We start from the raw sequence: 26,144 nt of genomic DNA, 5'->3' as shown, positions 1-26,144 counted from the left end.
TTTTCTATTCAATCTTTATTATTTTAAAACCTTTTGAGCCCTAAAAGGGTTATTTTCTAAGTTATCCTATTCAGAATTATCTCGCAGCAAACATCAATTATGGCTAAATTTATACACCTTATTGAAGATGATGAAGACATTCGGTTTATTATTGAGTATGTACTTTTAGAAGAGGGGTATGAGGTCGAGGCTTTTGCGACTGCAACTGCATTCTATAGAAGTTTGCATAGGCAAAAACCAAATCTGATTATTTTAGATGTAATGTTGCCGGATGGTAATGGCATTAATATATGTCGCACACTAAAATCAGATACAGAGACATTAAACATTCCAATCATCATCATGTCTGCCCATGCGGCTGAAAAGTCGGCATTAGATGAAGCTGGAGCAGATGATTTTATTAGTAAACCATTTGACCTTAATCATTTTATTCATCAGGTTAAAGGGCAACTATCCGCTTGAAGAAAAAATTCTAATAATATAAGAAAAATTTCTTAAATTTGAATAACCTTAAATACGAGAAATTATGGCTGCTACTCAAAAACCTTATAAAACCAAAACTAAATTATCCGTTGTTGCCGAGCTAATAGCACCATATCAATCCCTATACGGCAATTCAATAAGTCTACTTACAAATTCTAAAAAAGGCTTACCTGCGAAAGCGGCGCTTGATTTTTTAACACTATCCGGCTTTAGCAAAGAAGAATTTCAAGATACTTTCAAAACCAATGTTAAAACCATACAAAATTACGTTTCTAATTCTTCAAAATTAGATGCCCCTTTAAGCGAAAAGCTTTTAAAGTCGTTTTCTTTGTTTGATAAGGGCATAGCTGTGTTTGGTTCTGCAGATGCATTTCATCAATGGCTAAATACACCTTCATATGGCCTTGGTAATAAAATCCCCTTTGATTTGATGGATACAATTACCGGTATTTCTCTTATAGAAGAAGAACTAATCAGAATAGAATACGGTGATTTAGCCTAGTTATGCAGGTATTCCGTATTGCACTAGCTAAATATGCGACTACATTAAACGCCTCGGGCAGAGCTGCCCGATGGAATCCCAATGATGTTGAAATGATCTACACTGCAGGCTCACGTTCGCTAGCTTGCCTCGAAAATGTGGTTCACAGAAATCAGGTTGGATTGAACCATCTTTTTAAAGTAATGACCATTGTAATACCGGATGACCTCTGTATTCTGACTATTGAACAAAAAAAACTCCCAGCAAACTGGACCGAATTTAGTCAAATACCAATTACTCAAAAATTAGGGGAAGATTGGGTAAAGGAAAAAAAATCTGCTATCCTAAAAGTTCCATCTTCCATCATCCATGCCGAATACAATTACATCATCAATCCACTCCATCCGGATTTCAAGTCTATCAAATTGTTAAAATCCGAGGATTTCATTTTTGATAAAAGGATAAAAATGTCATAATATTCATTTTACTTTGAATTTTAGAAAAAGCTGACGACATTAGCAAAAATGGAACAAAAAGGGATTCATAAAGCTTTAGTGGTGACTTACAATAAAAGTCAATTGCAGGCCTATGCCCTATTCAAAAAGTTTTTTAGAGAAAACTATCCATTAGGCTTCACCTTTCAAATCACGAGTAAGGACTTTATCATTTAAGCCCCGAATCATTCCTTTTACCTTCTTCGATTCAGGGGCTCAGATTTTTTCTGATAAACTATTCTATACATTTTTTTAACGGAGCATTATAGCAGCCTGTAAATCGGGTTATCGTTCAGTTTGCGTTTGAGCCTAGTTCAATAATTATATTAATACATATAAATCATGGAAACAAAATCATTATCACTGTCAAAAAGCGACTTCAAACTTTTAAAAGAGCATTTGGAAAAATCAAATATGAGCGCTTACAATAAAGAAAAACTACAAGCAGAGCTAAAAGCAGCCACAATTTATTCTGAAGACGAGCTCCCATCAGATGTTGTATGTTTAAAATCGGAAGCCAGGATAGCAAATGTAAAATCAGGAAAAGAATTTACATTTAAGCTAGTCATGCCCGAAGAAGCAAATATCAAAGTTCAAAAAGTATCTGTATTCGCACCAATAGGCATTGCCTTATTTGGCTACAGAACAGGCGACAGTATCAATTGGGAAATGCCTGATGGTATACAGGAATTCAAAATTCTTGAAGTTAACAGACTCTAATTGGCTTAAAACATCACTCAGGAGATATTGGGAACCGCCCTATCTCCTTCCAGCCATTTTAATCATTCGTTGCGCCAGGTCCTTTCCTAAGAAATTATCAATAATACCATGCACCAGGTACAGTAAAGGTGTCATTAAAATGGCTACAATAAACTTATATGTATAATTAACCAAACCGATCGCGGCTACCATTTGCCAACTCCAGTGGTATTGCGGATTCAAATAGAATGCGATAAAGATTACTACAAAACTATCAATACATTGTGAAACAACTGTTGAACCAGTGGCACGCAACCATAAAGCTTTATCACCAGTAATCACCTTAATGCGATGAAAAATAACTACATCAGCTATCTGGCCCACTAAAAAAGCAATTACAGAACCAACAATAATCCACATTCCCTGCCCAAATATACCCGCAAATGCAGCATTCATATTCACTTGTTGTCCGTTAATATTTTGATTTATCCAAAAACCTGAGGGTGTAAGATGCATGGCTGCCCCTACTACAATAAAAGCATAGGAAATTAAAATGGCGGTCAATACAGATAAAAAACGAACCTGCCTAACGCCATAATATTCGTTAATAATATCAGTCATGATAAATATCAAAGGCCAGGTTAACACTCCCGCCGACATGTTAAAAGATAAATTAGGTACACCCAATAAACTAATGTCAAATTGCTTGATTCCCAGGGTTCCCTCTACCGTAAAGATCTTTACTCCTATAAACTCTGATAATATGGCATTAGCTACAAAAAAGCTCCCAAGAACGAGCAATAACTTACTCTCTTTTGTTTTAAAACTCATAGCAGGTTGAAATTATTAAATAAATCTGACATAAGGTGATAAAATATTATTTCTATTTTCGCTGTAACATGATATCAATAAATTCAAAATTACCACACACCGGCACTACTATATTTACTGTAATGTCGAAATTAGCAGAAGAGCATAAAGCAATTAACTTGTCTCAGGGTTTCCCTGACTACGATTGCAATCCCAAACTATTAAATTTTGTGAACGATGCCATGCAAAAAGGCTTTAACCAATATGCTCCAATGCCGGGTTTACCAGTTCTTAGAGAACTGATTGCCGAGAAAGTCAGTAATTTATATGGAGCCAGTTACCATCCAGATACTGAAGTAACGATTACTGCAGGTGGTACTCAGGCAATTTTTACAGCTTTAAGCTCTTGCATTAATTCTGGCGATGAGGTGATCATTTTCGAACCTGCTTATGATTGTTATGCCCCAGCTATTAAATTATTAGGGGGCTTGTGTAAGCCTTACGAACTGGCTCCGCCCAATTATGAAATAGACTGGGAAATGGTTAAAAAACTATTTACAGCTAACACTAAAATGATTATCCTGAACAGCCCGCAAAACCCTACAGGCTGTACTCTATCAGAAAAAGACATAAAAGCACTGATTAAATTAACCAAGAACACTGACATCTTGATTTTAAGTGATGAGGTATATGAACACATTATATTTGATGACAATAAACATCGAAGCATTGCTTTATACCCTGAATTAAGAGAAAGAAGCTTTATTGTGGCGTCATTTGGAAAACTACTGCATGCCACGGGTTGGAAAATGGGGTATTGCCTTGCTCCCGAACAACTAATGAAGGAATTTAGAAAAGTACACCAATTTAATGTCTTTAGTGTAAATACTCCTATGCAACTGGGAATTGCCAACTACCTCAAAGATCCGGAGACTTACACAAGCCTTCCTGGGTTCTTTCAACAGAAACGAGATTTCTTCCGCTCCCTGCTCATGGAAACCAACTTTAAATTACTACCTTGTAACGGATCTTATTTCCAATGTGTTAGCTATGCTCACCTAAATAAAGAAAAGGATACAGACATGGCTATAAGGCTGGTTAAAGAATATGGTGTCGCTAGTATCCCTGTTTCAGCCTTCTATATTAGGAGTACAGATCATCAGGTATTGCGATTTTGTTTTGCAAAAAAGCAAGAAACACTGGAAAAAGCCGTTGAAAGACTAATGAAATTATAATTTAATCCCTATAAATTAGAATAATGGATAGCCCAAATTACTTAAACATAAATAACCTTAAAGTTACTATTTTTCAGGCATACCTGTTCTGGGAAAATATTGATAAAAACCTGCAAAACCTTACTTTAAGACTATCATCTGGTGTAAAGGAAAAAACGGATCTAATTGTTTTACCTGAAATGTTCAACACAGGCTTCAGCATGAATGCCGCCGAACTTGCAGAAGAAATGAATGGAAAAACTATGCAATGGATGCACTCAATAGCCAATAAATATGATTGCGTAGTTACCGGAAGTCTGATCATTAAAGAAAATGGGAATTATTATAACCGCCTGATCTGGATGCTGCCAAACGGCGATTCCAGTCACTATGACAAAAGGCACTTATTTGGATTGGGTGATGAAGATAAAACATATACTCCAGGAAAAGATAAAGTTATCGTGGAATTAAAGGGTTGGAAAATACGTTTAGCAATCTGTTACGACCTTCGTTTTCCGGTTTGGTTACGTAATCAAAATGAAGAATACGACATCTTATTGTTAATCGCCAGCTGGCCTGATAAACGATCAGCACACTGGAAGGCACTAATTCCCGCCAGAGCAATTGAAAACCAAAGCTATGTAATTGCAGCCAATAGGATTGGCCATGATGGCAAAGAGGTTTATCATAGTGGGCACTCTATGTGTATTGATCCAATGGGCAAAACCGTTTATTATAAACCCGAGGATGAAGACCTGTACACTTTTAGCATTGGCTACGAAGAATTGGTAAAAACCCGTAGAAGTTTCCCTTTCTTAAAAGATGCTGATCAGTTTAATATCGTATAATCAAGGCAAAATGCTATATTTGCGCCACTGATGAAGCACATACGTAATTTTTGCATAATTGCACATATTGATCACGGAAAAAGCACTTTAGCTGACCGTCTATTAGAATACACTAATACCATTTCTCAACGTGAGTCTCAAGCTCAGTTGCTTGACAATATGGATTTAGAACGTGAGCGTGGGATCACAATAAAAAGCCACGCCATACAAATGAATTACAAGGTTGGTGAAATTGAATACAATTTCAACCTGATTGATACACCTGGACACGTAGATTTTTCTTACGAAGTTTCGCGTTCTATCGCAGCTTGCGAAGGTGCCTTGCTTATTGTTGATGCCTCTCAGGGAATTCAGGCGCAAACAATTTCAAACTTATACTTAGCATTAGAACACGACCTTGAAATTATCCCAATTTTAAATAAGATGGATTTACCTGGGGCAATGCCTGAGGAAGTGAAAGACCAGATTATTGATTTAATAGGATGTAAACGTGAAGATATTATTCCAGCATCGGGTAAAACGGGGCTTGGTATTCCAGATATCATTCAGGCTATTGTAGATCGTGTCCCTGCTCCTGTGGGTGACCCTGATGCACCTTTACAAGCCCTAATTTTCGATTCAGTTTTTAACCCTTTCAGAGGAATCATCGCTTACTATAAAGTAGTAAATGGTGAAATTAAAAAGGGCGACAAAGTTAAATTCATAAACACTGGTAAACAATATTTAGCTGACGAAGTTGGTATCCTGAAACTGGATATGTCGCCCCGTAAAGTTGTTAAAACTGGTGATGTAGGTTATATTATTTCCGGGATCAAAGAAGCTCGTGAGGTAAAAGTTGGTGATACAATTACTACCGTTGATAGACCATCATTGGTGTCAATTCAAGGTTTTGAAGAGGTTAAGCCAATGGTTTTTGCTGGTATTTACCCTGTTGATACTGACGAATTTGAAGAATTGCGTGAGGCAATGCACAAGTTGCAATTGAATGATGCTTCTATCGTTTTCGAACCAGAAAGCTCTGCGGCATTAGGTTTTGGTTTCCGTTGCGGATTCCTTGGCATGTTGCACATGGAGATTATCCAGGAACGTTTGGAGCGTGAATTTGACATGACGGTTATTACAACCGTACCCAACGTATCTTATATTGCATACACCACCAAGGGCGATAAAGTTATTGTAAACAATCCATCTGATTTACCAGATCCAAGTAAATTGGATTCCGTGGAAGAACCTTTTATAAAAGCAAATATCATTACTAAAGCCGAATTTGTTGGACCGGTAATGTCACTTTGTATTCAGAAAAGGGGAATCATTGCAAATCAGTCTTACCTCACATCAGACCGGGTAGAATTGGTTTTTGAAATGCCAATGGGTGAAATTGTATTCGACTTTTATGATAAATTAAAAACGATTTCCAAAGGTTATGCATCATTTGATTATCATCAGATTGGTTATCGCAAGTCGGATTTAGTAAGACTGGATGTGTTATTAAATGAAGAGCCTGTGGATGCTTTATCTTCATTGATTCACCGTAGTAATGCTTACGATTTTGGAAAGAAAATTTGTGAGAAACTGAGAGAATTAATCCCTCGTCAACAATTCGAAATTAAGATACAAGCATCTATTGGTGCAAAAGTTATTGCCCGCGAAACGCTTAGTGCTTTACGTAAAGATGTTACCGCCAAATGTTACGGTGGAGATATTTCTCGTAAGCGTAAGTTACTTGAAAAACAGAAACAAGGAAAGAAACGTATGCGTCAGGTTGGAAACGTAGAAATTCCTCAAACGGCCTTTATGGCGGTACTTAAACTGGATTAAGCTCCTACATTTAACTTTACCTAAATTTATAACCAAAAAACAACACGATCACTACATGCAATTACTAGACGGAAAATTCGCATCTGAAAAAATAAAACAGGAAATAGCAGTTGAAGCTGCAGATTTTTTAGCTAAGAGTGGTAGGAAACCACATCTGATAGCAATTTTAGTTGGTAATGACGGTGGTAGTGAAACTTATGTTGCTAGTAAAATGAAAAACTGTGAAAAGGTTGGATTCCAATCTTCGCTGATCAGATATGAGGTTACAGTAACAGAAGAGGAATTACTACAGAAAATTGAAGAGATCAATCAGGATGCAGGTGTTGACGGCTTAATCGTACAACTTCCGTTGCCTAAACATATCGATCCGGAAAAAGTAACTGAAAAAATAGATTACCGTAAAGATGTAGATGGTTTCCATCCTGTGAACTTAGGCAGAATGATGCGTAATCTTCCTTGCTTTATTCCTGCTACGCCTTATGGTATCTTACTAATGCTACAAGCTTACCAAATAGACACTACGGGTAAACATTGTGTAGTGGTGGGCAGAAGCAATATTGTTGGCAGTCCAATGAGTATTTTAATGGCACGTAATGCAAATCCAGGCAACTGTACTGTAACGCTTACACATAGTAAAACGGCTAATTTAAAAGAATTGGCACTACAGGCTGACATCATTGTCGCAGCAATTGGCAAAAAGAACTTCGTAACGGCTGATATGGTGAAACCAGGTGCTATCATCATTGATGTTGGTATAAACAGAGAGACTTCAGATCAGACTAAATCTGGTTACAAGCTATATGGTGATGTTGATTTTGAAAATGTGGCCCCTAAATCTTCATGGATCACTCCGGTTCCCGGAGGTGTAGGCTTAATGACTATTGTAGGTTTACTTAAAAACACACTAGCTTCTGCAAAAGGAGAAATTTATAGCTAAGGCGATTAATTTAACTACCAAAAAGCCTTTTAATCCAACTTTTTTTAAACCCGACGTACAACCCGTCGGGTTTTATTTCTACAGGGTACTTCTCAATATAATCCCCCTGTCCTTCTGCGCCCATGCCAGTATGTAAATTATACTCCCAGCGATGAATTGGACAAATCAAATATCCATTTTTGCACCAACCACCACTCAAAACACCTCCTGCATGAGGACAATAATTTTGCACAACGAAAAACTCATCCTTATGACTTACCAAGCATAGTTTTTTTCCATCAACAATAATTTGCTTAACAAATTCCCCTTTCTCAATTCCTGTATCAATTTTATGCCAAATCAATTTATTCATAGGTCAGTCATATATTGAGCTTAAGATACATATATTCTCATTTTGATTGATATTTATTTACCTTTGCAATTCTTAAATATGGCACATCAAATACCAGAAGACGGCACACTACTTCCTTTAATGGAAGAATTTTACACGATACAGGGAGAAGGATTTAATACCGGAAAAGCCGCTTACTTTATCCGCTTAGGCGGTTGTGACGTCGGCTGTCACTGGTGTGATGTAAAAGAAAGCTGGGATGCAGAGTTACATCCACTTACTTTATCTGACGATATTGCTACAAAAGCAGATAGCTTCCCTGGAAAAGCTGTAGTGATTACTGGTGGTGAACCATTAATTTATAACCTGGACTACCTGACAAAGGAACTTCGTAAAAAAGGGATATTAACCTTTATTGAAACATCTGGGGCCTACCCTCTTTCGGGCGAATGGGATTGGATCTGTTTATCCCCTAAAAAGTTCAAAGCTCCTCGTCCTGATATCACTCCATTTGCTAATGAGTTGAAAGTAATCGTATTTAATAAAAGTGATTTTGAATGGGCTGAAAAATACGCCGTGACCGTTTCACCTCAGTGCAAACTATATTTGCAACCTGAATGGTCAAAATCAAAAGAAATCACACCTTTGATTATCGATTATGTTATGGCTAATCCTAAATGGGAAATCTCATTACAAACCCATAAATTTTTAAACATCCCTTAACTCGCTTATTTATTTTTTCGCTACATTTAGCATCATAGTTAATCTATTTAGTAGCATTGATGAAGAAAACTACGCTTTTACTCTTCCTATGTTTTATCATTCAAGTTGCTGGTGCTCAAACCTCTACTGTAAAAAAAGCACAGACTAATTTTGATAAGGCGCAAGACTTCCTTAGGGCCGACAATTATGATCAGGCCATTACCTTACTTCAAGAAGCGGTTAAAGCTGATCCTGGTTTTCAGTTCGCATTTATACAACTTGCTGATATCAACCGTAGGCTTAAATCTTATGAGCTAGCAAAACAAAATTACGCCAATGCACTGGCTTTGGGTGGCAATCCAGAACCAAGGGTTTATTATGGCTTTGCCGAGGCAGAAATTTTTAGCGGAGATTACGAAAATGCCTTAAAAAACATTAACCAATTTATAAAAACCTATAAGGGTACAGATCCCGACTTTATGAACAGGGCTAAAAAATATTTAAAAGATTGTGAATTTGCCATTGAGGCATTGAAGCATCCCGTAAAATATGAGCCAATAAATATAGGTTCTGAAATCAATTCAACTTATCGTGATTACTTTCCTTCTATCACCGCCGATGGAACTCAACTGATTTTTAGCAGGAATATTGAAGGAAATGAAGATTTTTTTATTTCGGCACTGAAGGATAAATCATGGGGCAGCCCAGTTCCACTAAGCGACAAAATCAATACATCAAAATACAATGAAGGCGCCCAATCCATTACACCCGATGGCTTATACTTGTTTTTCACAGGCTGCAACAGACCAGATGGACTAGGTCGCTGCGACATTTATGTCAGTCATAAAAGCGGGAAAGAATGGGGAGAGCCATTTAATCTGGGTGCTCCAATTAATTCCCCATATTGGGAGTCGCAACCTGCTATCAGTCCCGATGGTGGTACTTTATATTTTGTAAGCAACAGGCCGGGTGGTCTGGGTGGTTACGACATTTGGAAAAGTTCATTAAAAGCTGATGGTTACTGGAGTGTTCCCGAAAATCTAGGTCCGGAAATTAACACACCTTACGATGAGCACACACCTTTTCTTCATCCCGATGGAAAAACATTATACTTTTCTTCAGATGGGTGGCCAGGAATGGGGAATAAGGATATTTTTATGAGTCGTGCCGACGAAAATGGCAAATGGTCAAAACCAGAAAACCTAGGTTACCCTATTAATACTTTTAATGAAGAGACAGGTTTAATTGTTACACCGGATGGTTCATCGGGTTTGTTTTCTTCTAATTTAAAGGGTGGTTTTGGTGATATGGATATTTATCAGTTTAAAATACCTCACAATAAAAAGCCACTCCCGATTACATATGTAAAGGGAATTGTAACGGACAAAGTGAATAATGCATTTTTAGAGGCTAATGTTCAAATAGTCAATTTAAAAACAGGTAGAATAGCATACAATGACATGACCTCTAAAGAAACTGGTGACTTTCTGGCTGTAATGCCTATTGGAGGAGATTATGCTTTTAACGTAACTGCAAATGGTTATCTTTTTTACTCGGAAAACTATCAGCTAGACAGTGCTTATGGGAACAAACCTTTCCTTGTAACGGTCTCCCTTGAAAAGCTGACAGCTGGAAAGAACATGGTGTTAAAGAATATTTTCTTCAATACCAACGAGTATGCACTTTTACCAGCCTCTTTAACAGAACTCAGTACGCTTAAAGATTTACTCAAAAACAATCCAAGTCTGCAGATAGAAGTTCAAGGCCACACCGACAATATTGGTAATGACCAACAGAACGAAAAACTATCTTTACAACGTGCTAAAGCTGTTTATGATTACCTTATTGAAGCAGAAATTGATCGGGAAAGATTAACGTTTAAAGGTTATGGAAAAACCAAACCAATTGCTCCTAACGATACAGAAACACAGAGAAAACAAAACAGAAGAACCTCTTTTGTCATTACTAAAATCTAAAAAAGCGGTTAAATAACCGCTTTTCTTATTCTAACTAATTTAACTAATAATTGCTCCAGTAAATCCAGATGAAGCATATTTGCACCATCCGATTTAGCATTTGCAGGATCGGGATGTGTCTCAATAAACAACCCATCTGCTCCTACGGCTATTGCTGCTTTTGCAATAGTTTCAATCAATTCAGGTTTACCGCCTGTAACGCCAGAGCTTTGATTAGGCTGTTGTAAGGAGTGCGTACAATCCATTACTACAGGAACCCCAAAGCTCTGCATCTCAGGAAGTCCACGGTAATCAACGATTAAATCCTGATAACCAAACGTGTTCCCCCTGTCGGTAAGAATTACCCTATCATTTCCAGATTCTACAATCTTTTCGACAGCAAACTTCATTGAGCCGGCAGAAAGGAATTGCCCTTTTTTCACATTGACCACTTTATTGGTCTTTGCAGCTGCAATTAGCAAATCTGTTTGGCGACACAAAAAGGCAGGAATCTGCAAAACATCAACATATGCCGCTGCCATAGCTGCCTCTCCACTTTCGTGAATATCAGTAACTGTAGGTACATTAAAAGTCTGCCCTATTTTTTCTAGTATTCTAAGCGCTTTTTCATCTCCAATACCAGTAAAAGAACCGCCTTTAGAACGATTTGCTTTACGATATGAACCTTTAAAAATAAACGGAATTTCCAGCTTATCAGTAATGGTTATGATCTTCTCAGCAATTCGCATGGCCATATCTTCTCCTTCTATAGCACATGGCCCAGCCATTAAAAAGAAATTACCAGAGTTTGTATGTTTTAATTTATCTAATGAAAGGTTTATCATTCTAATCTTTTACTATTAATTACCTAATTCGGACATGAATTTAATACGCATCAGCTGTATCTCTTCACGTGAATAATCTGTTTCGCCCAATTCTCTTAATGCTTCATCAATTGAATCATTTTCGGCCGATTGAAAATAATCAAAGACCTCATCCTGACGATCTTCATCAATTACTTCATCAACAAAATAATTCAAGTTCAATTTGGTTCCAGAATTCACAATGGCTTCAATCTCTTTTAAGATATCATCATAGGTAATCCCTTTAGCTCTGGCAATATCTTCCAGGCCAATTTTTCTATCAATATTCTGAATGATGGATACTTTTAACTGCGATTTATTTGCCTGAGTTTTAATGATTAAATCTATCGGACGTTCAATATCATTATCTTCAACATACTTCTTGATCAACTCAAGAAATGGTGCCCCAAACTTTAGGGCCTTACCGTTACCGACACCAGAAATTTGTTTGAGCTCATCCATGGCAATCGGGTAATGCGTACACATCTCCTCTAATGATGGATCTTGAAAAACAACAAACGGAGGTACATTTTTCTGCTTGGCTATTTTCTTACGTAGATCTTTCAGCAATTGCAGCAACTGGATATCTAAAGTCCCCGTGCCATGCTTCACATCATCCTCATCGTCATCAGCGGCACTCTCAATAGGCTCGTTCAATATAAATTTAAGACTGTATGGATTTTCTACGAAGCCACGACCATTGTTGGTTAAGCTTAGCAATCCGTAATTGTCAATATCCTTTGAAAGGAAGTTATTTAATACAGCTTGTCTAACCAACGATTTCCAGTAATTCTCGCCTTCAACAACACCTAAGCCAAATTCAGGCAACTTACTATGTTCGTAAGCTATGGTTTGCGCGGTTTCTAATCCCATTAAGACATTAATGATGTGAGTATCATCAAATTTCTCTCCTATTTTCTGGATCAGTTTTAAAAGCACTTGCAGCGACTCCTCAGCTTCAAATAACTTTTTAGGCTTTTTACAGTTGTCACACATGCAATTACAACCGGTTTCGTTAAAGTTCTCCCCAAAATAATGAAGAATTTGCTTTCTCCGGCAAACGCCAGATTCAGCATAATCAATTACCTCCTTTAGTATTTGTGTGCCGATCTCTCGTTCCGATACCGGCTTATCTTTCATAAACTTGGCCAGCTTATCTACATCCTTCTGCGCGTAAAAGGCAATACAAACGCCTTCACCACCATCTCTGCCAGCCCTACCAGTCTCCTGATAATAGCCTTCCATACTTTTTGGAATATCATGGTGGATTACAAAACGAACATCCGGTTTGTCAATTCCCATTCCAAAAGCGATAGTAGCTACAATGACTTCTACATCTTCCATCAAGAACTTATCTTGAGTGTCTGCTCTTACTTTTGGTTCCAGACCAGCATGATAAGGTAGAGCCTTTATCCCGTTCAGGTTTAATGATTCAGCAACTTCTTCAACCTTTTTTCGGCTTAAACAATAGATGATGCCAGATTTCCCTGTATTGTATTTAATGTACCTGATGATCTCTTTAAGTACGTCACGCTTGGGACGGATCTCGTAAAATAAGTTAGGCCTGTTAAATGAAGACTTAAACAAGGTGGCATCACTCATCTGAAGGTTTTTAATGATATCCTGTTGAACCTTAGGAGTAGCAGTTGCAGTTAGTGCAATAATAGGAATATCATCACCCAAACCACTGATTACCTGTCTAATCTTACGGTATTCAGGTCTAAAATCATGTCCCCACTCAGAAATACAGTGAGCCTCATCTACCGCTACAAAAGATATTTTAATTAATCTAAGGAAATCAATATTATCCTGTTTAGAAAGCGACTCAGGAGCTACATACAGTAACTTGGTCTGTCCACTTAATAAATCACTTTTAACCTGGGCAATTTCGGTCTTATTTAAAGACGAATTTAAGAAATGTGCAATACTATCACTCCCACCAAAAGCCCTCAGTTGATCCACCTGATTTTTCATCAAAGCGATTAAAGGGGATATAACAATTGCAGTTCCTTCATTCATCAATGCTGGTAACTGATAACATATGGATTTTCCCCCACCTGTAGGCATGATCACAAATGTATTCTTCTTCTCAAGAACATTGGTTATAATTGACTCCTGATCACCCTTAAAATTGTCAAAACCAAAAAAGGTTTGTAAGTTGTCAAACAACGACTTTTTCACATCCATTTCGTGTATAAAATATTCAGTGCTATTTTTACTTCAAAATAACATAATTTTGCACTAATTCAAAGCATCAATATACTAATTAATTCTGTTTGAAAAGTAAAAAATCTATTATCGAGGCTGGGGTCAGCACGTTACAGTTGGAAGCTGAGGCCATTTTAGGCTTAATTAAGAACATAAATGATGATTTTGTTAAGGCAGTTAACCTAATTATCGAAAGTCAGGGCCGTGTGATCGTCACAGGAATTGGCAAAAGCGCCATTATTGCGCAAAAAATCGTTGCAACTTTTAACTCTACAGGCACACCAGCCATTTTTATGCATGCCGCAGATGCCGTCCATGGCGACCTCGGCATGATCCAAAAAAATGACATTGTGATCTGCATATCCAAAAGTGGAAATACACCAGAAATAAAAGTACTTGCCCCCTTACTTAAGCAATCAGGTAACACCATGATTGGCATGATCGGCCAGCTAAACTCTGAGTTAGCCAGACAGGCTGATCTTGTATTAAATACCTATGTTGAAAAGGAAGCTTGTCCACATAACCTTGCTCCTACGACTAGTACAACCGCTCAGCTCGCCATGGGCGATGCGCTTGCGATATGTTTGTTACATTCACGAGATTTCAATGAGCAGGATTTTGCTAAATATCACCCAGGCGGTTCGTTAGGCAAAAAACTATATTTAAGAACTGGAGATCTAGCCGTAAAAAACCAAAAACCATCTATTAGTCCTGATGCATCTGTAAAAGATGTCATCATAGAAATTAGTCAAAACCGTTTAGGTACAGTAGTTGTTGTTGAGGAAGATGTTATCTTAGGCATAATTACAGATGGAGACATCAGAAGGATGCTTCAAAAACATTCAGATTTAACCAATATAAAAGCGAGCGACTTAATGAACCCAAATCCCAAAAGAATTGAGAAAGATCAATTAGCAATTCATGCACTTGAGATTATAAAAGAAAACAATATCACTCAATTATTAGTTACTGATGCTGGAAATTACTTTGGTATCGTACATTTGCACGATCTATTACAAGAAGGCATAATTTAACACTTTCTAATTAGCATGAATAAAAATAATTACGCATTAATAATGGCTGGTGGAGTTGGCAGCCGTTTTTGGCCAGTAAGTAGAACTGATTTTCCAAAGCAATTCATTGATTTCTTTGGTGTCGGAAAGACACTGATTCAGAGTACTTACGAACGTTTTTTAAAAATATGTCCACCCGAGAATATTTTTGTCGTTACCAACGAAATCTACACCAGTATCGTTAAGGAGCAATTGCCAAATCTGAATGAAAACCAGATTCTAGCAGAGCCAATCATGCGTAACACTGCGCCATGCATCTCTTACGGCTCCATGAAAATTGCCAGCCTTAATCCTGATGCTACGATAGTTGTTGCCCCTTCTGATCACACCATAACCAATCAGGATGCTTTTATAGCAGCAATAGAACAATCTTTAAAAGCTGCATCAGAAAATGACTGCCTGATTACCTTAGGTATTAAACCCAGCAGACCGGATACAGGATATGGTTATATTCAATATGTAGAAAACACTTTAAAAACTGATAACCAAATCCACAAAGTAAAAATTTTCACAGAGAAACCTAATATTGACCTGGCGAAATCGTTTATACAAAGTGGTGATTTTTTATGGAATGCAGGAATTTTTATATGGTCTGCTAACTCTATAAATAAAGCTTTCTCTAAACATCTTCCCGAAATGCACGAAATATTTTTGCAGGGAAATCCAATGTACAATACAGAAAGTGAAAAAGAATTTATCAGCGATGCTTATCAGCAATGCACCAATATTTCGATAGACTTTGGAATTATGGAAAAAGCTGATAATGTTTATGTATTACCTGCTGACTTTGGCTGGTCTGATTTAGGCACCTGGGCCTCAATATATGACATTGCTGAACATGATTACGTAGGAAATGCAGTAATACCTGCACAACATGTGATGATGTTCAACTCCTCTAACTGCATGGTCAATGTGCCTAAAAATAAATTGGTTATCCTACAAGGCCTGCATGACTATATTGTTGTAGAGTCTAACAATACACTAATGATTTGCCCAAGAACAGAAGAGCAAACCATTAAACAAGTAGTTGCTGACGTAAAAGCCAAATTTGGAACAAAGTACATTTAGTTTTCTAACTTAATTTTATAGACATCCGGATCCGGGCTAAACCAGATCCGGATGTCTTTTTTTAATACCTTTAAACATTTTGCCTTTACAATGAGTAAGTTTTTATATGGAATTGATTTTGGAACAACCAATTCTGCCCTGTCTATCTATGATGAAGAAAAAAAAGAAATCGTAGACACCATTATCGTTCCCTCTATCTTATATTTCCAAAGCGAACAACCTGCTGCCGAGGCCTTAAAATATGTTGTTGGTGAAGAAGCTATTGCCTCTTACCTGAGTGATGGGATGAAAGGCCGTTTCATGAAATCGATTAAGCGTATCCTACCAAGGAGCAGCTTTATTGAAACCCGTATTCACAACAAAAGATTTAATGCATCGGATCTGGTTACGCTAATCTTAAAAGAATTGAAAAGCAGAGCCGACCTAATTACCGGCTATGATTGCCGTAAAGCCGTTATAGGCAGACCAGTATTTTTTGATGATGAGAACTCATCAAAAGATGCCTTAGCACAAAAAAGACTGAATAAGGCAGCAGAGAATGCAGGCTTCGACGAGGTAAGATTTCAGTTTGAACCTATAGGTGCTGCCTTCGCTTATGAAAAAACCATTAATAAGCAAGAAAAGGTATTAGTTGCCGATTTAGGTGGCGGAACAACTGACTTTACCTATCTAGAATTAGATCCAGCTAAAATTGGCAGCAAAGACCGCAGAAAAGACATCATAGCCACTGGGGGTATATATATCGGTGGAGATAGCTTCGATTCTGCATTTATGTGGGAAAAGGGAACACCTTATTTTGGGAAACATACCATGTATGAAGCAGCGCCTGGAAAAATGTTAAAAGTACCAGTATCTCTATTTGCGAATATCTGCTCATGGGAGCAAATGAACTTTTTTAACGGTCAAAAGATAAAAAATGATCTGCAAACCTATTATCATTATGCTAAGCAGGATAAAATCTTTAAAAATCTTATTACCCTGACGGACAATAACCTTGGTTATTCTGTATTTCAGTCTATAGAGAAAACGAAGATAGAGTTATCTAAACAAACCTCATCAACGTTTAAGTATTCGAAAATGGAAATAGAGATCGATGAGGAAGTTACTATTGATCAATACGAAACAATTATAGAAAAAGACTTGACGAAGATCAGTCGCTATTTGGAAGAGTTTTTGTCTACCAATAACATTAAACCAGAAGAGATCAACAGTTTGTTTTTAACTGGCGGAACCTCGATGGTTTGTGCGGTTAAAAACTTATTTGAAGCTAGATTTCCAGCTACCCCTATCCATACTGGCGACAACTTTATGAGTGTTGCAAAAGGATTAGCTTACAGCGGTTATTTATTTGATGAAGAATAAAAACCTTTACAGGTCATCAGTCAGCTATTGTCGCTGTCTGATGGCCTCATAAAGAATAACTCCTGCCGACACAGATACATTAAGAGAACTAATCTCCCCTATCATTGGAATTTTAGCCAGGTGATTAGCCATACGCATGATCTCATTTGAGATACCCTCATCTTCCGCTCCCATTACAATTGCAGTTGGAGCCGTGTAATCCGGCGCATAAATCAAATCGTTTGTTTTTTCAGTACAAGCTACAATCTGTAAACCACAATCCTGCAAATACAAGGCTACTTTATGTAAATTTTGGTGTCTACATACCGGAATGCTAAACAAAGCACCAGCAGAAGTCTTAATCGCATCGGCGTTAATTTGTGCCGAATTTTTCGAAGGCACAATAAGTGCATGTACCCCTGCACAAGCAGCTGTCCGCGCAATAGCTCCCATATTCCTCACATCAGTAACCCCATCCAATATCATTACCAAAGGAACTTCACCTTTTTCATAGATCATTGGAATTATATCTTCAATTTTTTGAAAAGTAATAGCAGAAATTACTGCAATTACACCCTGATGATTCTTCTGAGTCATCCGGTTTAGCTTTTCAATCGGCACATTATGTACCGGAATGTCAGTGTCTTTTAATAAGGCCTTTAGCTCTAAAATTAGCTCACCAGTTAGTCCGCGTTGTATGTATATACTTTCTACTTCTTTCCCAGCTTTAATAGCCTCTATTACAGCACGTATACCAAATACAAATTCATTATTTTCTTTAGGTCTTGAAGGTCTTCTGGAATTTTCCATTAAATATTAAATTGAAGCGCAAAAATAGGTATTCTTTTCCACATAGTTTTGTTAGCAAAAATCAAAAATTTATCGAAACGGTATTGCAAAGCGGATATTCAGGAATGTCGAAATGTGTATAAAGAATTACACAAACGACTTTTTTTTTGTATAATTTTGTACCCATGAGTAACGATCACGCATCCCAAGGACAAGATAAGGCAAGCTTTAGTGCACGAAAAAATAGATTGAGTAATACAATCAGCACTGCAGGAAGAATACCCCCTCAGGCTACCGACCTTGAAGAAGCTGTTTTGGGAGCCTTAATGCTTGAAAAAGACGCGCTCTCTACCGTTATTGATATTCTTAAGCCTGAAATGTTTTATCACGAAGCGCATAAGAAAATTTTCGAAGCCATTCAGGGACTTTTCCAAAAATCAAAGCCAGTAGATATTTTAACGGTTACGTCAGAGTTACGTACACTAGGTTTATTGGAAATGATTGGTGGGGCTTATTTCATTACCAACCTTACAAACAGAGTTGCTTCGGCAGCCAATATTGAGTATCACGCAAGGATTGTTTCTCAAAAATATATTCAAAGAGAACTGATCCGAATCTCATCAGAGATCATAACGAATGCTTATGAAGATACGACTGATATTTTCGACCTACTAGATCAGGCCGAAAAGGGCTTATTTGATATTGCTCAAAACAACTTAAGAAGAGATACACAAAAAATGGATGAGATTGTAAAACAATCTTTAGCCACCCTGGAAGAGCTTCGCGGCAAGAGCGATGGTTTAACAGGTGTACCTTCTGGCTTTACGGACCTAGACCGTATTACCGGTGGATGGCAGCCTTCAGATTTGGTAATCATTGCAGCCCGTCCAGCGATGGGTAAAACAGCCTTTGTATTAACCTGCGCCAGAAATGCCGCTGTTCAATTCCACCGTCCGGCAGTAGTATTCTCCTTGGAGATGTCCTCTGTGCAGTTGGTAAATCGTTTGATTTCTGGAGAAGCAGAAATTGAACAGGAAAAAATCAGAAAGGGAAACCTTGCAGAATGGGAATGGCAACAATTACACAGTAAAATAGGTGGACTTACAGAAGCTCCACTCCTGATAGATGATACCCCTGCCCTAAATATCTTTGAATTCAGGGCGAAATGCAGAAGATTAAAAGCTCAGTATGACATCCAGTTGATCATCATCGATTATTTGCAGCTGATGCATGGTAAAGGTGAAGGACAAAGTGGTGGTGGAAACAGGGAGCAGGAAATCGGTAGTATTTCAAGGGCTTTAAAATCTGTAGCCAAAGAATTAAACGTACCGGTTCTGGCACTATCTCAGCTAAGTCGTGCTGTGGAGAGTAGACCAGGTGTAAACGGAAAAAGGCCTATGCTATCAGATTTACGTGAATCGGGATCTATTGAGCAGGATGCGGATATGGTACTTTTCTTGTACAGGCCAGAATACTACGGTATCACCGAAGATGAGCAAGGACGTTCTCAAGCTGGTGTTGGTGAGGTTATTATCGCTAAACACCGTAACGGTGAAACGGGTATCGTACCACTTCGCTTTATTGGTAAATATGTGAAATTTGCCGATTTAGAAGAAAGCTTTGCGGCTCCAACTTCATTCTCAATGGACAGTCCAAGTGCCGGAATGGCCCCTTCACAGGATTTTGATAGACCAGCAGGAAACGTAATCATTAAGCCGTCACGTATGGATGACATGCATGATGATGCTCCTTTCTAGTGTACTACAAAAAGTACCCTAAAAGGATGCCCGCAAGCACAATAAAAGGTGGGCTTATTTTGGTGTAATTGAGCACCAAAAAAGTAACGATCATTACCCCTATTGCCATTGCGTTTAAGCCTACAGGCACAAGCAATAACACAAATGCAGCAATAATAAATCCCACACTCACCGCATTAATACCAGTTAAAGAGTATTTAATGCGCGTGATTTTTTTCAGGTCTTCCCAAAATGGAACGATAAACAAAACAAGGATTAGCCCTGGCAAGTTAATCCCTAACACGCCTACCAATCCTCCCAAGACTTGACCAGTAACACCAAATCCGAAATTCCTCATAGTTAATGCACCTACATAACTGGTAAACGAAAATGTAGGTCCAGGTAAAGCTTGCTGCAAAGCAAATCCAGATAAAAAACCTGAAGAGCTTAAGTACTGCTTCATTTGTACAAATTCCGTAAACATCAAAGGAACTAGCACCTGCCCACCCCCAAAAATCACAATACCATTACGATAAAAATTCTCAAATAACCTGATCGGTAAACTAAAGGGCGAAGTTCTATTGATAATAGCACCCATTAAAGCTAAAAAAAGCAACACACCAAAAAAGTAGGTCAGTTTTTTCGGATTAATATTCGAAAAAAGCTTCAATCTAATATTACTCTCTTCAGTAGGCGTTCCAATAGCAGAAGAAACCATTCCACCCATCAATATGGCGAGTGGAAATACATAAGCATTTCTCAAAACCAATGTTACAATAGCAGCGGAAATAGCTAAAAAAATAGTAAGCTGCGATACTAGTACCCTTTTTGCCAGGTTAAATGCACCATAAGCCACAATTCCCAACGCAATAGGCTGTATATATTCTAAAATTTCAACAAACTCTTCCTTATGATCAACCCGGGCAAAACTAATTGCTGCGAAAGTCATAATCGCTGCCGATGGTATAATCCAGATCAAAAAAGTAACAATCGCAAGCTTTAACCCGCCTACCTTATAAGCAACACCTACAAGCGTTTGAGTAGACGCTGGTCCGGGTAATACCTGAGCCAAAGCATTAAGTTCAAGCAACTCCTCTTCAGATACAAACCGGATGTTTATTACAAAATACTTCAGTAAAAGGGCTAAATGTGCCTGCGCCCCCCCAAAAGCGGTAAAAGTAAAAAGGATTACATTTCTGATAAATAACAATTGCCTTTTTTTGCCCACCTGCTTTAATTAATCATCTTCATAATCTAAACCTGCTGCCGAATTGTATGCGCCCTGAAGCTCAGAAAAGGCATGCATATCTCTTTTGTTTCTTGCTGCCACCATACCTTTCTGATAGATGTCAAGCGCTGGCTCTGTCTGTCCTAATTTTTGATAAAGTTTACCAAGATGATAATAGGTACCTACATAATCCGGGTGGTCTGTAATCAACTTCAAATAATAATCAAGTGCTTTTTCAGTATCATTTGAAGTATTATATTCTGTAGCTAACGCATACAATACGAATGGATCATTAGGATCACTTTGTAAAAACTCCAATAACTTTGCTAATCGGGTACTTTGCATTTTAAATCCCTGCTTTTTTAATTAGATTTGCAAAAAGACAATTTGAAGTCTTACGACTTCCTGACCTTTAACAATCAAATATATAAATCTATGAAAATATTAGTTTGTATCAGTAACGTGCCCGACACGACCACAAAAATAACTTTTACTAACGATAATACACAATTCAATACTTCAGGAGTACAGTTTATTGTAAACCCTTATGATGAAATCGCTTTGTCAAGAGCAATTGAGCTATGTGAAGGTGGAAAAGGTACAGTGACTGTAATCAATGTAGGCGAAGTTGCGACAGAACCAACCATAAGAAAAGCATTGGCAATAGGTGCTGATGATGCGGTAAGAATCAATGCGGCACCAAGAGACGCCTATTTTACTGCATATCAGATCGCTGAGTACGCTAAGAGCAGTGATTTTGATGTGATCCTTTGCGGACGTGAGTCAATCGATTACAACGGCTCTCAAGTAGCAGCAATGATTGGCGAGTTTTTGAACATCCCTTCTATCTCTATCATTAAAAAATTAGACTTTGACGGAAGTACTGCAACAATTGAACGTGAAATTGAAGGCGGTAAGGAAGTTATTTCAGTAACTGGCAAGTTTATTGCGAGTTGTGCTGAGGGTACAGCTGAACCTAAAATACCTAACATGAGAGGTATCATGTCTGCACGTACCAAACCTTTACAAGTTGTTGAAGCGAAAGAGATCGCTCAGCTTAGTAAAGTACAACAATTTGAAACCCCTGCCCCACGTGGAGCAGTTAAATTAGTGCCAGCAGAAGATGCTACTAAATTAATTGACCTGTTGCACCAGGAAGCAAAAGTAATCTAACCATTTCTGTTTCAAATTTAAAAATCATTTAACAAAAGATCTTATGTCAGTTTTAGTATATGTAGAGCAAGTAGATGGTAAGTTTAAGAAGTCTGTATTCGAAGCAGTTTCTTATGCAAAAGCCATTGCAGATAAACAAAGTAGCAATTTAACCGCCATTTCTATTGGCAATGTTGGCGAGAACGAACTTAAAGAATTAGGTAAATACGGGGCTTCTAAAGTTTTAAATGTATCAAACGATCAATTAAAAAACTTCGTAAACCAGGCGTACGCAGCAGTAATTGCTGAAGCCGCAAAAAAAGAAAATGCAGATGTAGTAGTGTTATCTAATTCTTTCTCAGGAAAGGGCTTAGGACCACGTATTGCAGTAAAACTTGAAGCAGGTTTGGTTGATGGTGCTGTAGAATTGCCTCAGCTTGACGGCGGAAAATTCCTGGTTAAGAAAACTGCCTTCTCCGGAAAAGCATTTGCCATCACCGAATTAACTTCAGCTATAAAAGTAATCGCACTTAACCCTAATGCTTTTGGTACTAAAGAAAATGTTACCGATGCCACAATAGAGGCCTTCAATCCGGAGGTAAAGTCAACTGACCTTGCTGCTATTGTAAAAGAAGTAATTAGAGCAACTAACAAAATATCATTACCTGATGCAGAATTGGTTGTATCAGCAGGAAGAGGATTAAAAGGCCCTGAAAACTGGGGAATGATAGAAGAGCTAGCTTCCTTATTAGGCGCAGCAACAGCCTGCTCTAAACCAGTATCAGACGCTGACTGGAGACCACATGAAGAACACGTAGGACAAACTGGTATTGCCATCAGTCCAAATTTGTATATTGCAATTGGTATTTCAGGAGCAATCCAGCATTTAGCCGGTGTTAGCTCATCAAAAGTAATTGTTGTTATCAATAAAGATCCAGAGGCTCCTTTCTTTAAAGTGGCTGATTATGGGATCGTTGGTGATGCATTTGAAGTAGTACCAAAATTAATAGAAGCATTAAAAGCACATAAAGGGTAATATTTTGTCATCCTGGGCTTGTCGGGCTATCCCTTGATATTTCGACAAGCTCAACATGACATCGCTATATAATGAAAAAAGTAAAACTAGACATCGTTGGTTTATCATATAGCCAAACCCAATCAGGAGCCTATGCCCTTGTACTGGGAGAAGTAAATGGCCGAAGACGCCTGCCAATTATAATTGGTGCGTTTGAAGCGCAGGCTATCGCCATAGAAATAGAAAAGATGACCCCGAGCAGGCCCTTAACCCACGATCTGTTTAAAACCTTCGCTCAAATTTACAATATTGAAATCCAGGAGATTTTAATCTACAATTTAGTTGAAGGGGTCTTTTATGCCAAACTAATTTGTACGGATGGCAAAACCATCCACGAAATCGATGCTCGAACCTCTGATGCGATTGCATTAGCAGTTCGTTTCAACGCAGAAATTTATACCTACGAATTTATTCTTTCCTCAGCAGGTATAGTTATAGAAGGAAACGACTTTCTTTTCCTTGAAAATATCGACAGTCTATCCAAAGAACAGGGAACAGAAGATATTTCATCCATTCCATCATCAAGTTATAAATCCTTGAGCCTAGAAGAACTAAATCAAAAACTTCAAGAAGCAATAACTGAAGAAGCCTATGAAAAAGCAGCCCGCATTCGAGATGAAATAAATAAGAGAAATAATGAACGTTAAGTTTCGCTTAACCTTAATGAGTTTTTTACAATTCTTCGTTTGGGGAGCATGGCTCATCACCATCGCAAATTATTGGTTCGGGACAAAACAATGGGATGGCACACAATTCGGTGCCATATTTGCAACAATGGGATTTGCTTCCCTTGTTATGCCTACGCTTACAGGTATTATTGCTGACAAATGGGTAAATGCTGAAGTACTTTATGGAATTCTTCACATTCTATACGCTGGAGTTTTGTTCTATATACCCCAGGTTGATAGTCCCAACACCTTCTTTTGGGTAATGCTACTGGCTATGTGCTTCTACATGCCAACCATTTCATTGAGTAATTCTATATCTTATACGACCTTAAAATCTGGGTCATTTGATGTGATCAAAGATTTCCCACCTATAAGGGTATGGGGTACAATAGGCTTTATTGTCGCCATGTGGACAACCAACCTAACCGGAAATAAGGCTACGGCTTACCAATTTTACATTGCTGGTCTTGCTGCACTTGGATTGGGAATATATGCATTCACCTTACCCAAATGCCGCCCTCAAAACTTAATAGATGAAAAGAAATCCTTTGCACAAACTTTAGGACTGGGAGCCTTCAAGTTGTTTGCTAACTATAAAATGGCACTATTCTTCATCTTTTCAATGTTTTTAGGTGGTGCCCTTCAGTTAACAAATGCTTATGGTGATGTATTTCTTGATGAATTCAAATTATTTCCTGTCTATGCAGATTCGTTTGTAATCAAGTATTCGACCATCATCATGTCCATTTCTCAGGTTTCCGAAACCTTATTTATTTTAGCAATTCCTTTCTTTCTAAAGCGTTTTGGTATTAAAAAAGTGATTGTTATTGCGATGTTAGCCTGGGTGCTGCGCTTCGGCTTCTTTGCCTTTGGCGACCCTGCAGGCAACTTATGGATGATTGTACTTTCTTGTGTTGTTTACGGAATGGCGTTCGACTTCTTTAACATTTCCGGATCTCTTTTCGTTGAAACTTCTACTACCCCAAAGACGCGTTCTTCGGCGCAAGGAATGTTTATGATGATGACAAATGGATTCGGTGCTGTATTTGGTAGTCTTGTATCCGGCTGGATGATCGACAAGTACTTCACTAAACATTATACCGACATCCAATCCTTAGCCACTGTTGTAAATTCAGATCCTAAAAATGAACACTTACTTACATTTCTAAAAAATAAAGGCATAAGTGTATTGTCTAACGGTGATTTGAGCCGTGCCTTAGATGTAAAAAACTGGCATCATATCTGGCTCTCTTTTACCATATACGCACTGATCATTACGGTTGCATTTGCCATTATGTTTAAACACAAGCATAATCTTGCAGAAGAAAAAGCCATAGAGGAAATCGTACACTAGATGACGATCGAACAAAAAAAAGGGGGGCTGTATCATGAGAGGGCACTGAAAAAGTTCCTCATTTATGAGCCAGCTTAAGGAACGATCAAGTAGAACATGTTTTTTACTTGATCGTTTTTTTTATTGAACAAAGTTGAGATTTCGTTATACTGATTTTTTGATCAATATATACCTGTCTTTTTCGAAGGATAAATAAGCATTTTGGTTGCAATTGACTGGATTAACTCAGATTTATTGAATATTAGATCAGTTTTAGGATTCTTTTTAAGTTTACGGTAAAAATTGCCATAGCCCCCTGCATTTCCATATTCTGTATTCCATAGGAAGTCGCACGTCTGTATCCATGGACGTTTTTGAGCTCGCTGTTCTTTGCTTCTATCTTGTATCGCTCCTTAGTTTTCTCCTTATAATATTCGGTTTTCTGAAATGCTATCTGTTCTTTGTGAAGATCGGATTTTATGGTTACCGAATAAGTCTTACTCTTGGCTCCAGGTTTGTAGCAGTTCTCCCTCAGGGGGCAGACCTTGCACTTTTCCACGTCGAAGTAATAAGTGGTCGCTTGATTTTCTCCAATATTTTTCTCGCCTTGTCTGGCCTTCCTGATGGCCATATGTCCAGCTGGACACACGAACATACCGGCATCTTTGTTATAATCGAATAGGTTTTCATCCTTTCTGAATCCCTGACTTATAGAAGAGACCATCTTGGCAACGATCTTGATGTTCTGCTCGTCTGCTAGCTTTAGGTTATCCTTGCCTGAATAGGCACCATCTCCGATGACTGTATCTATTTTGATGCCATTCTCCTGGCTGATTTC

26 protein-coding genes are annotated in these 26,144 nt (G+C 38.0%); 18 read left to right on the top strand and 8 right to left on the bottom strand.

Annotated elements, in window-relative coordinates; genetic code table 11:
* Positions 1–99 precede the first annotated feature (99 nt).
* The 4 genes from EZ444_RS18290 (at position 100) to EZ444_RS18275 (ending at position 2,178) form a co-directional block, all read left to right on the top strand.
* Complete coding sequence (locus EZ444_RS18290; RefSeq protein ID WP_131610593.1) at positions 100–462, top strand: response regulator transcription factor; 363 nt, start codon at positions 100–102, stop codon at positions 460–462.
* A 64-nt stretch (positions 463–526) separates the two neighbouring features.
* The gene (gene parS, locus EZ444_RS18285) at positions 527–985 is read left to right on the top strand and encodes a type II RES/Xre toxin-antitoxin system antitoxin (RefSeq protein ID WP_131610592.1); all 459 of its coding nucleotides are present in this window, start codon (positions 527–529) and stop codon (positions 983–985) included.
* A 2-nt stretch (positions 986–987) separates the two neighbouring features.
* Positions 988–1,440 carry an RES family NAD+ phosphorylase gene (locus EZ444_RS18280; RefSeq protein WP_131610591.1) on the top strand — a complete coding sequence of 151 codons (453 nt, stop codon included), beginning with the start codon at positions 988–990 and terminating at the stop codon, positions 1,438–1,440.
* Positions 1,441–1,800: 360 nt separating this feature from the next.
* A complete protein-coding gene (locus EZ444_RS18275; RefSeq protein ID WP_131610590.1) occupies positions 1,801–2,178 on the top strand; it encodes a GreA/GreB family elongation factor in 378 nt (125 codons plus the stop codon).
* Positions 2,179–2,217: 39 nt separating this feature from the next.
* Here the strand turns inward: EZ444_RS18275 and EZ444_RS18270 are convergent, their stop codons facing one another.
* Complete coding sequence (locus EZ444_RS18270; protein WP_131610589.1) at positions 2,218–2,988, bottom strand: queuosine precursor transporter; 771 nt, start codon at positions 2,986–2,988, stop codon at positions 2,218–2,220.
* Between the two features lie 68 nt (positions 2,989–3,056).
* Here EZ444_RS18270 and EZ444_RS18265 point away from each other — a divergent pair, with 68 nt between their 5' ends.
* From EZ444_RS18265 to EZ444_RS18250, 4 genes are read left to right on the top strand one after another with little or no spacing between them, the layout of a single operon-like run.
* Positions 3,057–4,202, top strand: a complete 1,146-nt coding sequence (locus tag EZ444_RS18265) for a methionine aminotransferase (protein WP_131610588.1) — start codon at positions 3,057–3,059, stop codon at positions 4,200–4,202.
* Between the two features lie 23 nt (positions 4,203–4,225).
* Positions 4,226–5,029: a nitrilase family protein gene (locus EZ444_RS18260; RefSeq protein ID WP_169472395.1), complete on the top strand. Its 804-nt coding sequence runs from the start codon at positions 4,226–4,228 to the stop codon at positions 5,027–5,029.
* Positions 5,030–5,059: 30 nt separating this feature from the next.
* A complete protein-coding gene (gene lepA / locus EZ444_RS18255; RefSeq protein WP_131610587.1) occupies positions 5,060–6,847 on the top strand; it encodes a translation elongation factor 4 in 1,788 nt (595 codons plus the stop codon).
* Between the two features lie 55 nt (positions 6,848–6,902).
* On the top strand, positions 6,903–7,784 hold the full coding sequence (locus EZ444_RS18250; RefSeq protein ID WP_131610586.1) for a bifunctional 5,10-methylenetetrahydrofolate dehydrogenase/5,10-methenyltetrahydrofolate cyclohydrolase: 882 nt from the start codon (positions 6,903–6,905) through the stop codon (positions 7,782–7,784).
* A gap of 10 nt (positions 7,785–7,794) precedes the next feature.
* Here EZ444_RS18250 and EZ444_RS18245 read toward each other — a convergent pair whose 3' ends face one another.
* Positions 7,795–8,136, bottom strand: coding sequence for a Rieske (2Fe-2S) protein (locus EZ444_RS18245; protein ID WP_131610585.1), 342 nt, complete (start codon positions 8,134–8,136; stop codon positions 7,795–7,797).
* 78 nt (positions 8,137–8,214) lie between these two features.
* On the opposite strand from EZ444_RS18245, the gene EZ444_RS18240 reads away from it, so the two are divergent.
* Positions 8,215–8,838 (top strand): 7-carboxy-7-deazaguanine synthase QueE, encoded by a 624-nt coding sequence (locus EZ444_RS18240; RefSeq protein ID WP_131610584.1) that lies wholly within the window; start codon positions 8,215–8,217, stop codon positions 8,836–8,838.
* Between the two features lie 59 nt (positions 8,839–8,897).
* Positions 8,898–10,793, top strand: a complete 1,896-nt coding sequence (locus EZ444_RS18235; RefSeq protein ID WP_131610583.1) for an OmpA family protein — start codon at positions 8,898–8,900, stop codon at positions 10,791–10,793.
* 8 nt (positions 10,794–10,801) lie between these two features.
* Here the strand turns inward: EZ444_RS18235 and kdsA are convergent, their stop codons facing one another.
* Positions 10,802–11,617, bottom strand: a complete 816-nt coding sequence (kdsA, locus tag EZ444_RS18230) for a 3-deoxy-8-phosphooctulonate synthase (protein WP_131610582.1) — start codon at positions 11,615–11,617, stop codon at positions 10,802–10,804.
* 15 nt (positions 11,618–11,632) lie between these two features.
* Positions 11,633–13,822: a DNA helicase RecQ gene (recQ, locus tag EZ444_RS18225; protein ID WP_131610581.1), complete on the bottom strand. Its 2,190-nt coding sequence runs from the start codon at positions 13,820–13,822 to the stop codon at positions 11,633–11,635.
* An 89-nt stretch (positions 13,823–13,911) separates the two neighbouring features.
* Here recQ and EZ444_RS18220 point away from each other — a divergent pair, with 89 nt between their 5' ends.
* The 3 genes from EZ444_RS18220 (at position 13,912) to EZ444_RS18210 (ending at position 17,346) form a co-directional block, all read left to right on the top strand.
* Complete coding sequence (locus EZ444_RS18220; protein WP_131610580.1) at positions 13,912–14,877, top strand: KpsF/GutQ family sugar-phosphate isomerase; 966 nt, start codon at positions 13,912–13,914, stop codon at positions 14,875–14,877.
* A 15-nt stretch (positions 14,878–14,892) separates the two neighbouring features.
* Entirely contained in the window at positions 14,893–15,984 is a 1,092-nt protein-coding gene (locus tag EZ444_RS18215) for a mannose-1-phosphate guanylyltransferase (RefSeq protein ID WP_131610579.1), read from the top strand.
* A 90-nt stretch (positions 15,985–16,074) separates the two neighbouring features.
* Entirely contained in the window at positions 16,075–17,346 is a 1,272-nt protein-coding gene (locus tag EZ444_RS18210; protein WP_131610578.1) for an Hsp70 family protein, read from the top strand.
* A 24-nt stretch (positions 17,347–17,370) separates the two neighbouring features.
* Here EZ444_RS18210 and rlmB read toward each other — a convergent pair whose 3' ends face one another.
* Entirely contained in the window at positions 17,371–18,135 is a 765-nt protein-coding gene (gene rlmB, locus EZ444_RS18205; protein WP_131610577.1) for a 23S rRNA (guanosine(2251)-2'-O)-methyltransferase RlmB, read from the bottom strand.
* 164 nt (positions 18,136–18,299) lie between these two features.
* Between rlmB and dnaB the strand changes: the two genes are divergently transcribed.
* On the top strand, positions 18,300–19,871 hold the full coding sequence (dnaB, locus tag EZ444_RS18200) for a replicative DNA helicase (RefSeq protein WP_131610576.1): 1,572 nt from the start codon (positions 18,300–18,302) through the stop codon (positions 19,869–19,871).
* 4 nt (positions 19,872–19,875) lie between these two features.
* Here the strand turns inward: dnaB and chrA are convergent, their stop codons facing one another.
* Both chrA and EZ444_RS18190 read right to left on the bottom strand, forming a co-directional pair.
* Entirely contained in the window at positions 19,876–21,060 is a 1,185-nt protein-coding gene (gene chrA, locus EZ444_RS18195) for a chromate efflux transporter (protein ID WP_131610575.1), read from the bottom strand.
* A 27-nt stretch (positions 21,061–21,087) separates the two neighbouring features.
* Positions 21,088–21,423, bottom strand: coding sequence for a tetratricopeptide repeat protein (locus tag EZ444_RS18190; protein ID WP_131610574.1), 336 nt, complete (start codon positions 21,421–21,423; stop codon positions 21,088–21,090).
* A gap of 90 nt (positions 21,424–21,513) precedes the next feature.
* Between EZ444_RS18190 and EZ444_RS18185 the strand changes: the two genes are divergently transcribed.
* From EZ444_RS18185 to EZ444_RS18170, 4 genes are all read left to right on the top strand, one after another.
* The gene (locus EZ444_RS18185; RefSeq protein WP_131610573.1) at positions 21,514–22,251 is read left to right on the top strand and encodes an electron transfer flavoprotein subunit beta/FixA family protein; all 738 of its coding nucleotides are present in this window, start codon (positions 21,514–21,516) and stop codon (positions 22,249–22,251) included.
* A 43-nt stretch (positions 22,252–22,294) separates the two neighbouring features.
* Entirely contained in the window at positions 22,295–23,266 is a 972-nt protein-coding gene (locus tag EZ444_RS18180; RefSeq protein WP_131610572.1) for an electron transfer flavoprotein subunit alpha/FixB family protein, read from the top strand.
* A 71-nt stretch (positions 23,267–23,337) separates the two neighbouring features.
* Positions 23,338–23,952: a bifunctional nuclease family protein gene (locus tag EZ444_RS18175; protein WP_131610571.1), complete on the top strand. Its 615-nt coding sequence runs from the start codon at positions 23,338–23,340 to the stop codon at positions 23,950–23,952.
* Positions 23,942–25,327, top strand: a complete 1,386-nt coding sequence (locus EZ444_RS18170) for a nucleoside permease (RefSeq protein WP_131610570.1) — start codon at positions 23,942–23,944, stop codon at positions 25,325–25,327. The genes EZ444_RS18175 and EZ444_RS18170 overlap by 11 nt, the downstream gene beginning before the upstream one ends.
* Positions 25,328–25,568: 241 nt before the next feature.
* Here the strand turns inward: EZ444_RS18170 and EZ444_RS18165 are convergent.
* Positions 25,569–26,144: transposase (locus EZ444_RS18165; protein WP_205945303.1), on the bottom strand; the 576-nt coding region annotated here is incomplete at its 5' end.

Origin of the sequence: Pedobacter hiemivivus, assembly GCF_004331685.1 — a bacterium.
GTDB lineage: Bacteria > Bacteroidota > Bacteroidia > Sphingobacteriales > Sphingobacteriaceae > Pedobacter > Pedobacter hiemivivus.
Note: the sequence above shows the minus strand (reverse complement) of the source record. Positions and strands in the feature narration are given on the sequence as shown.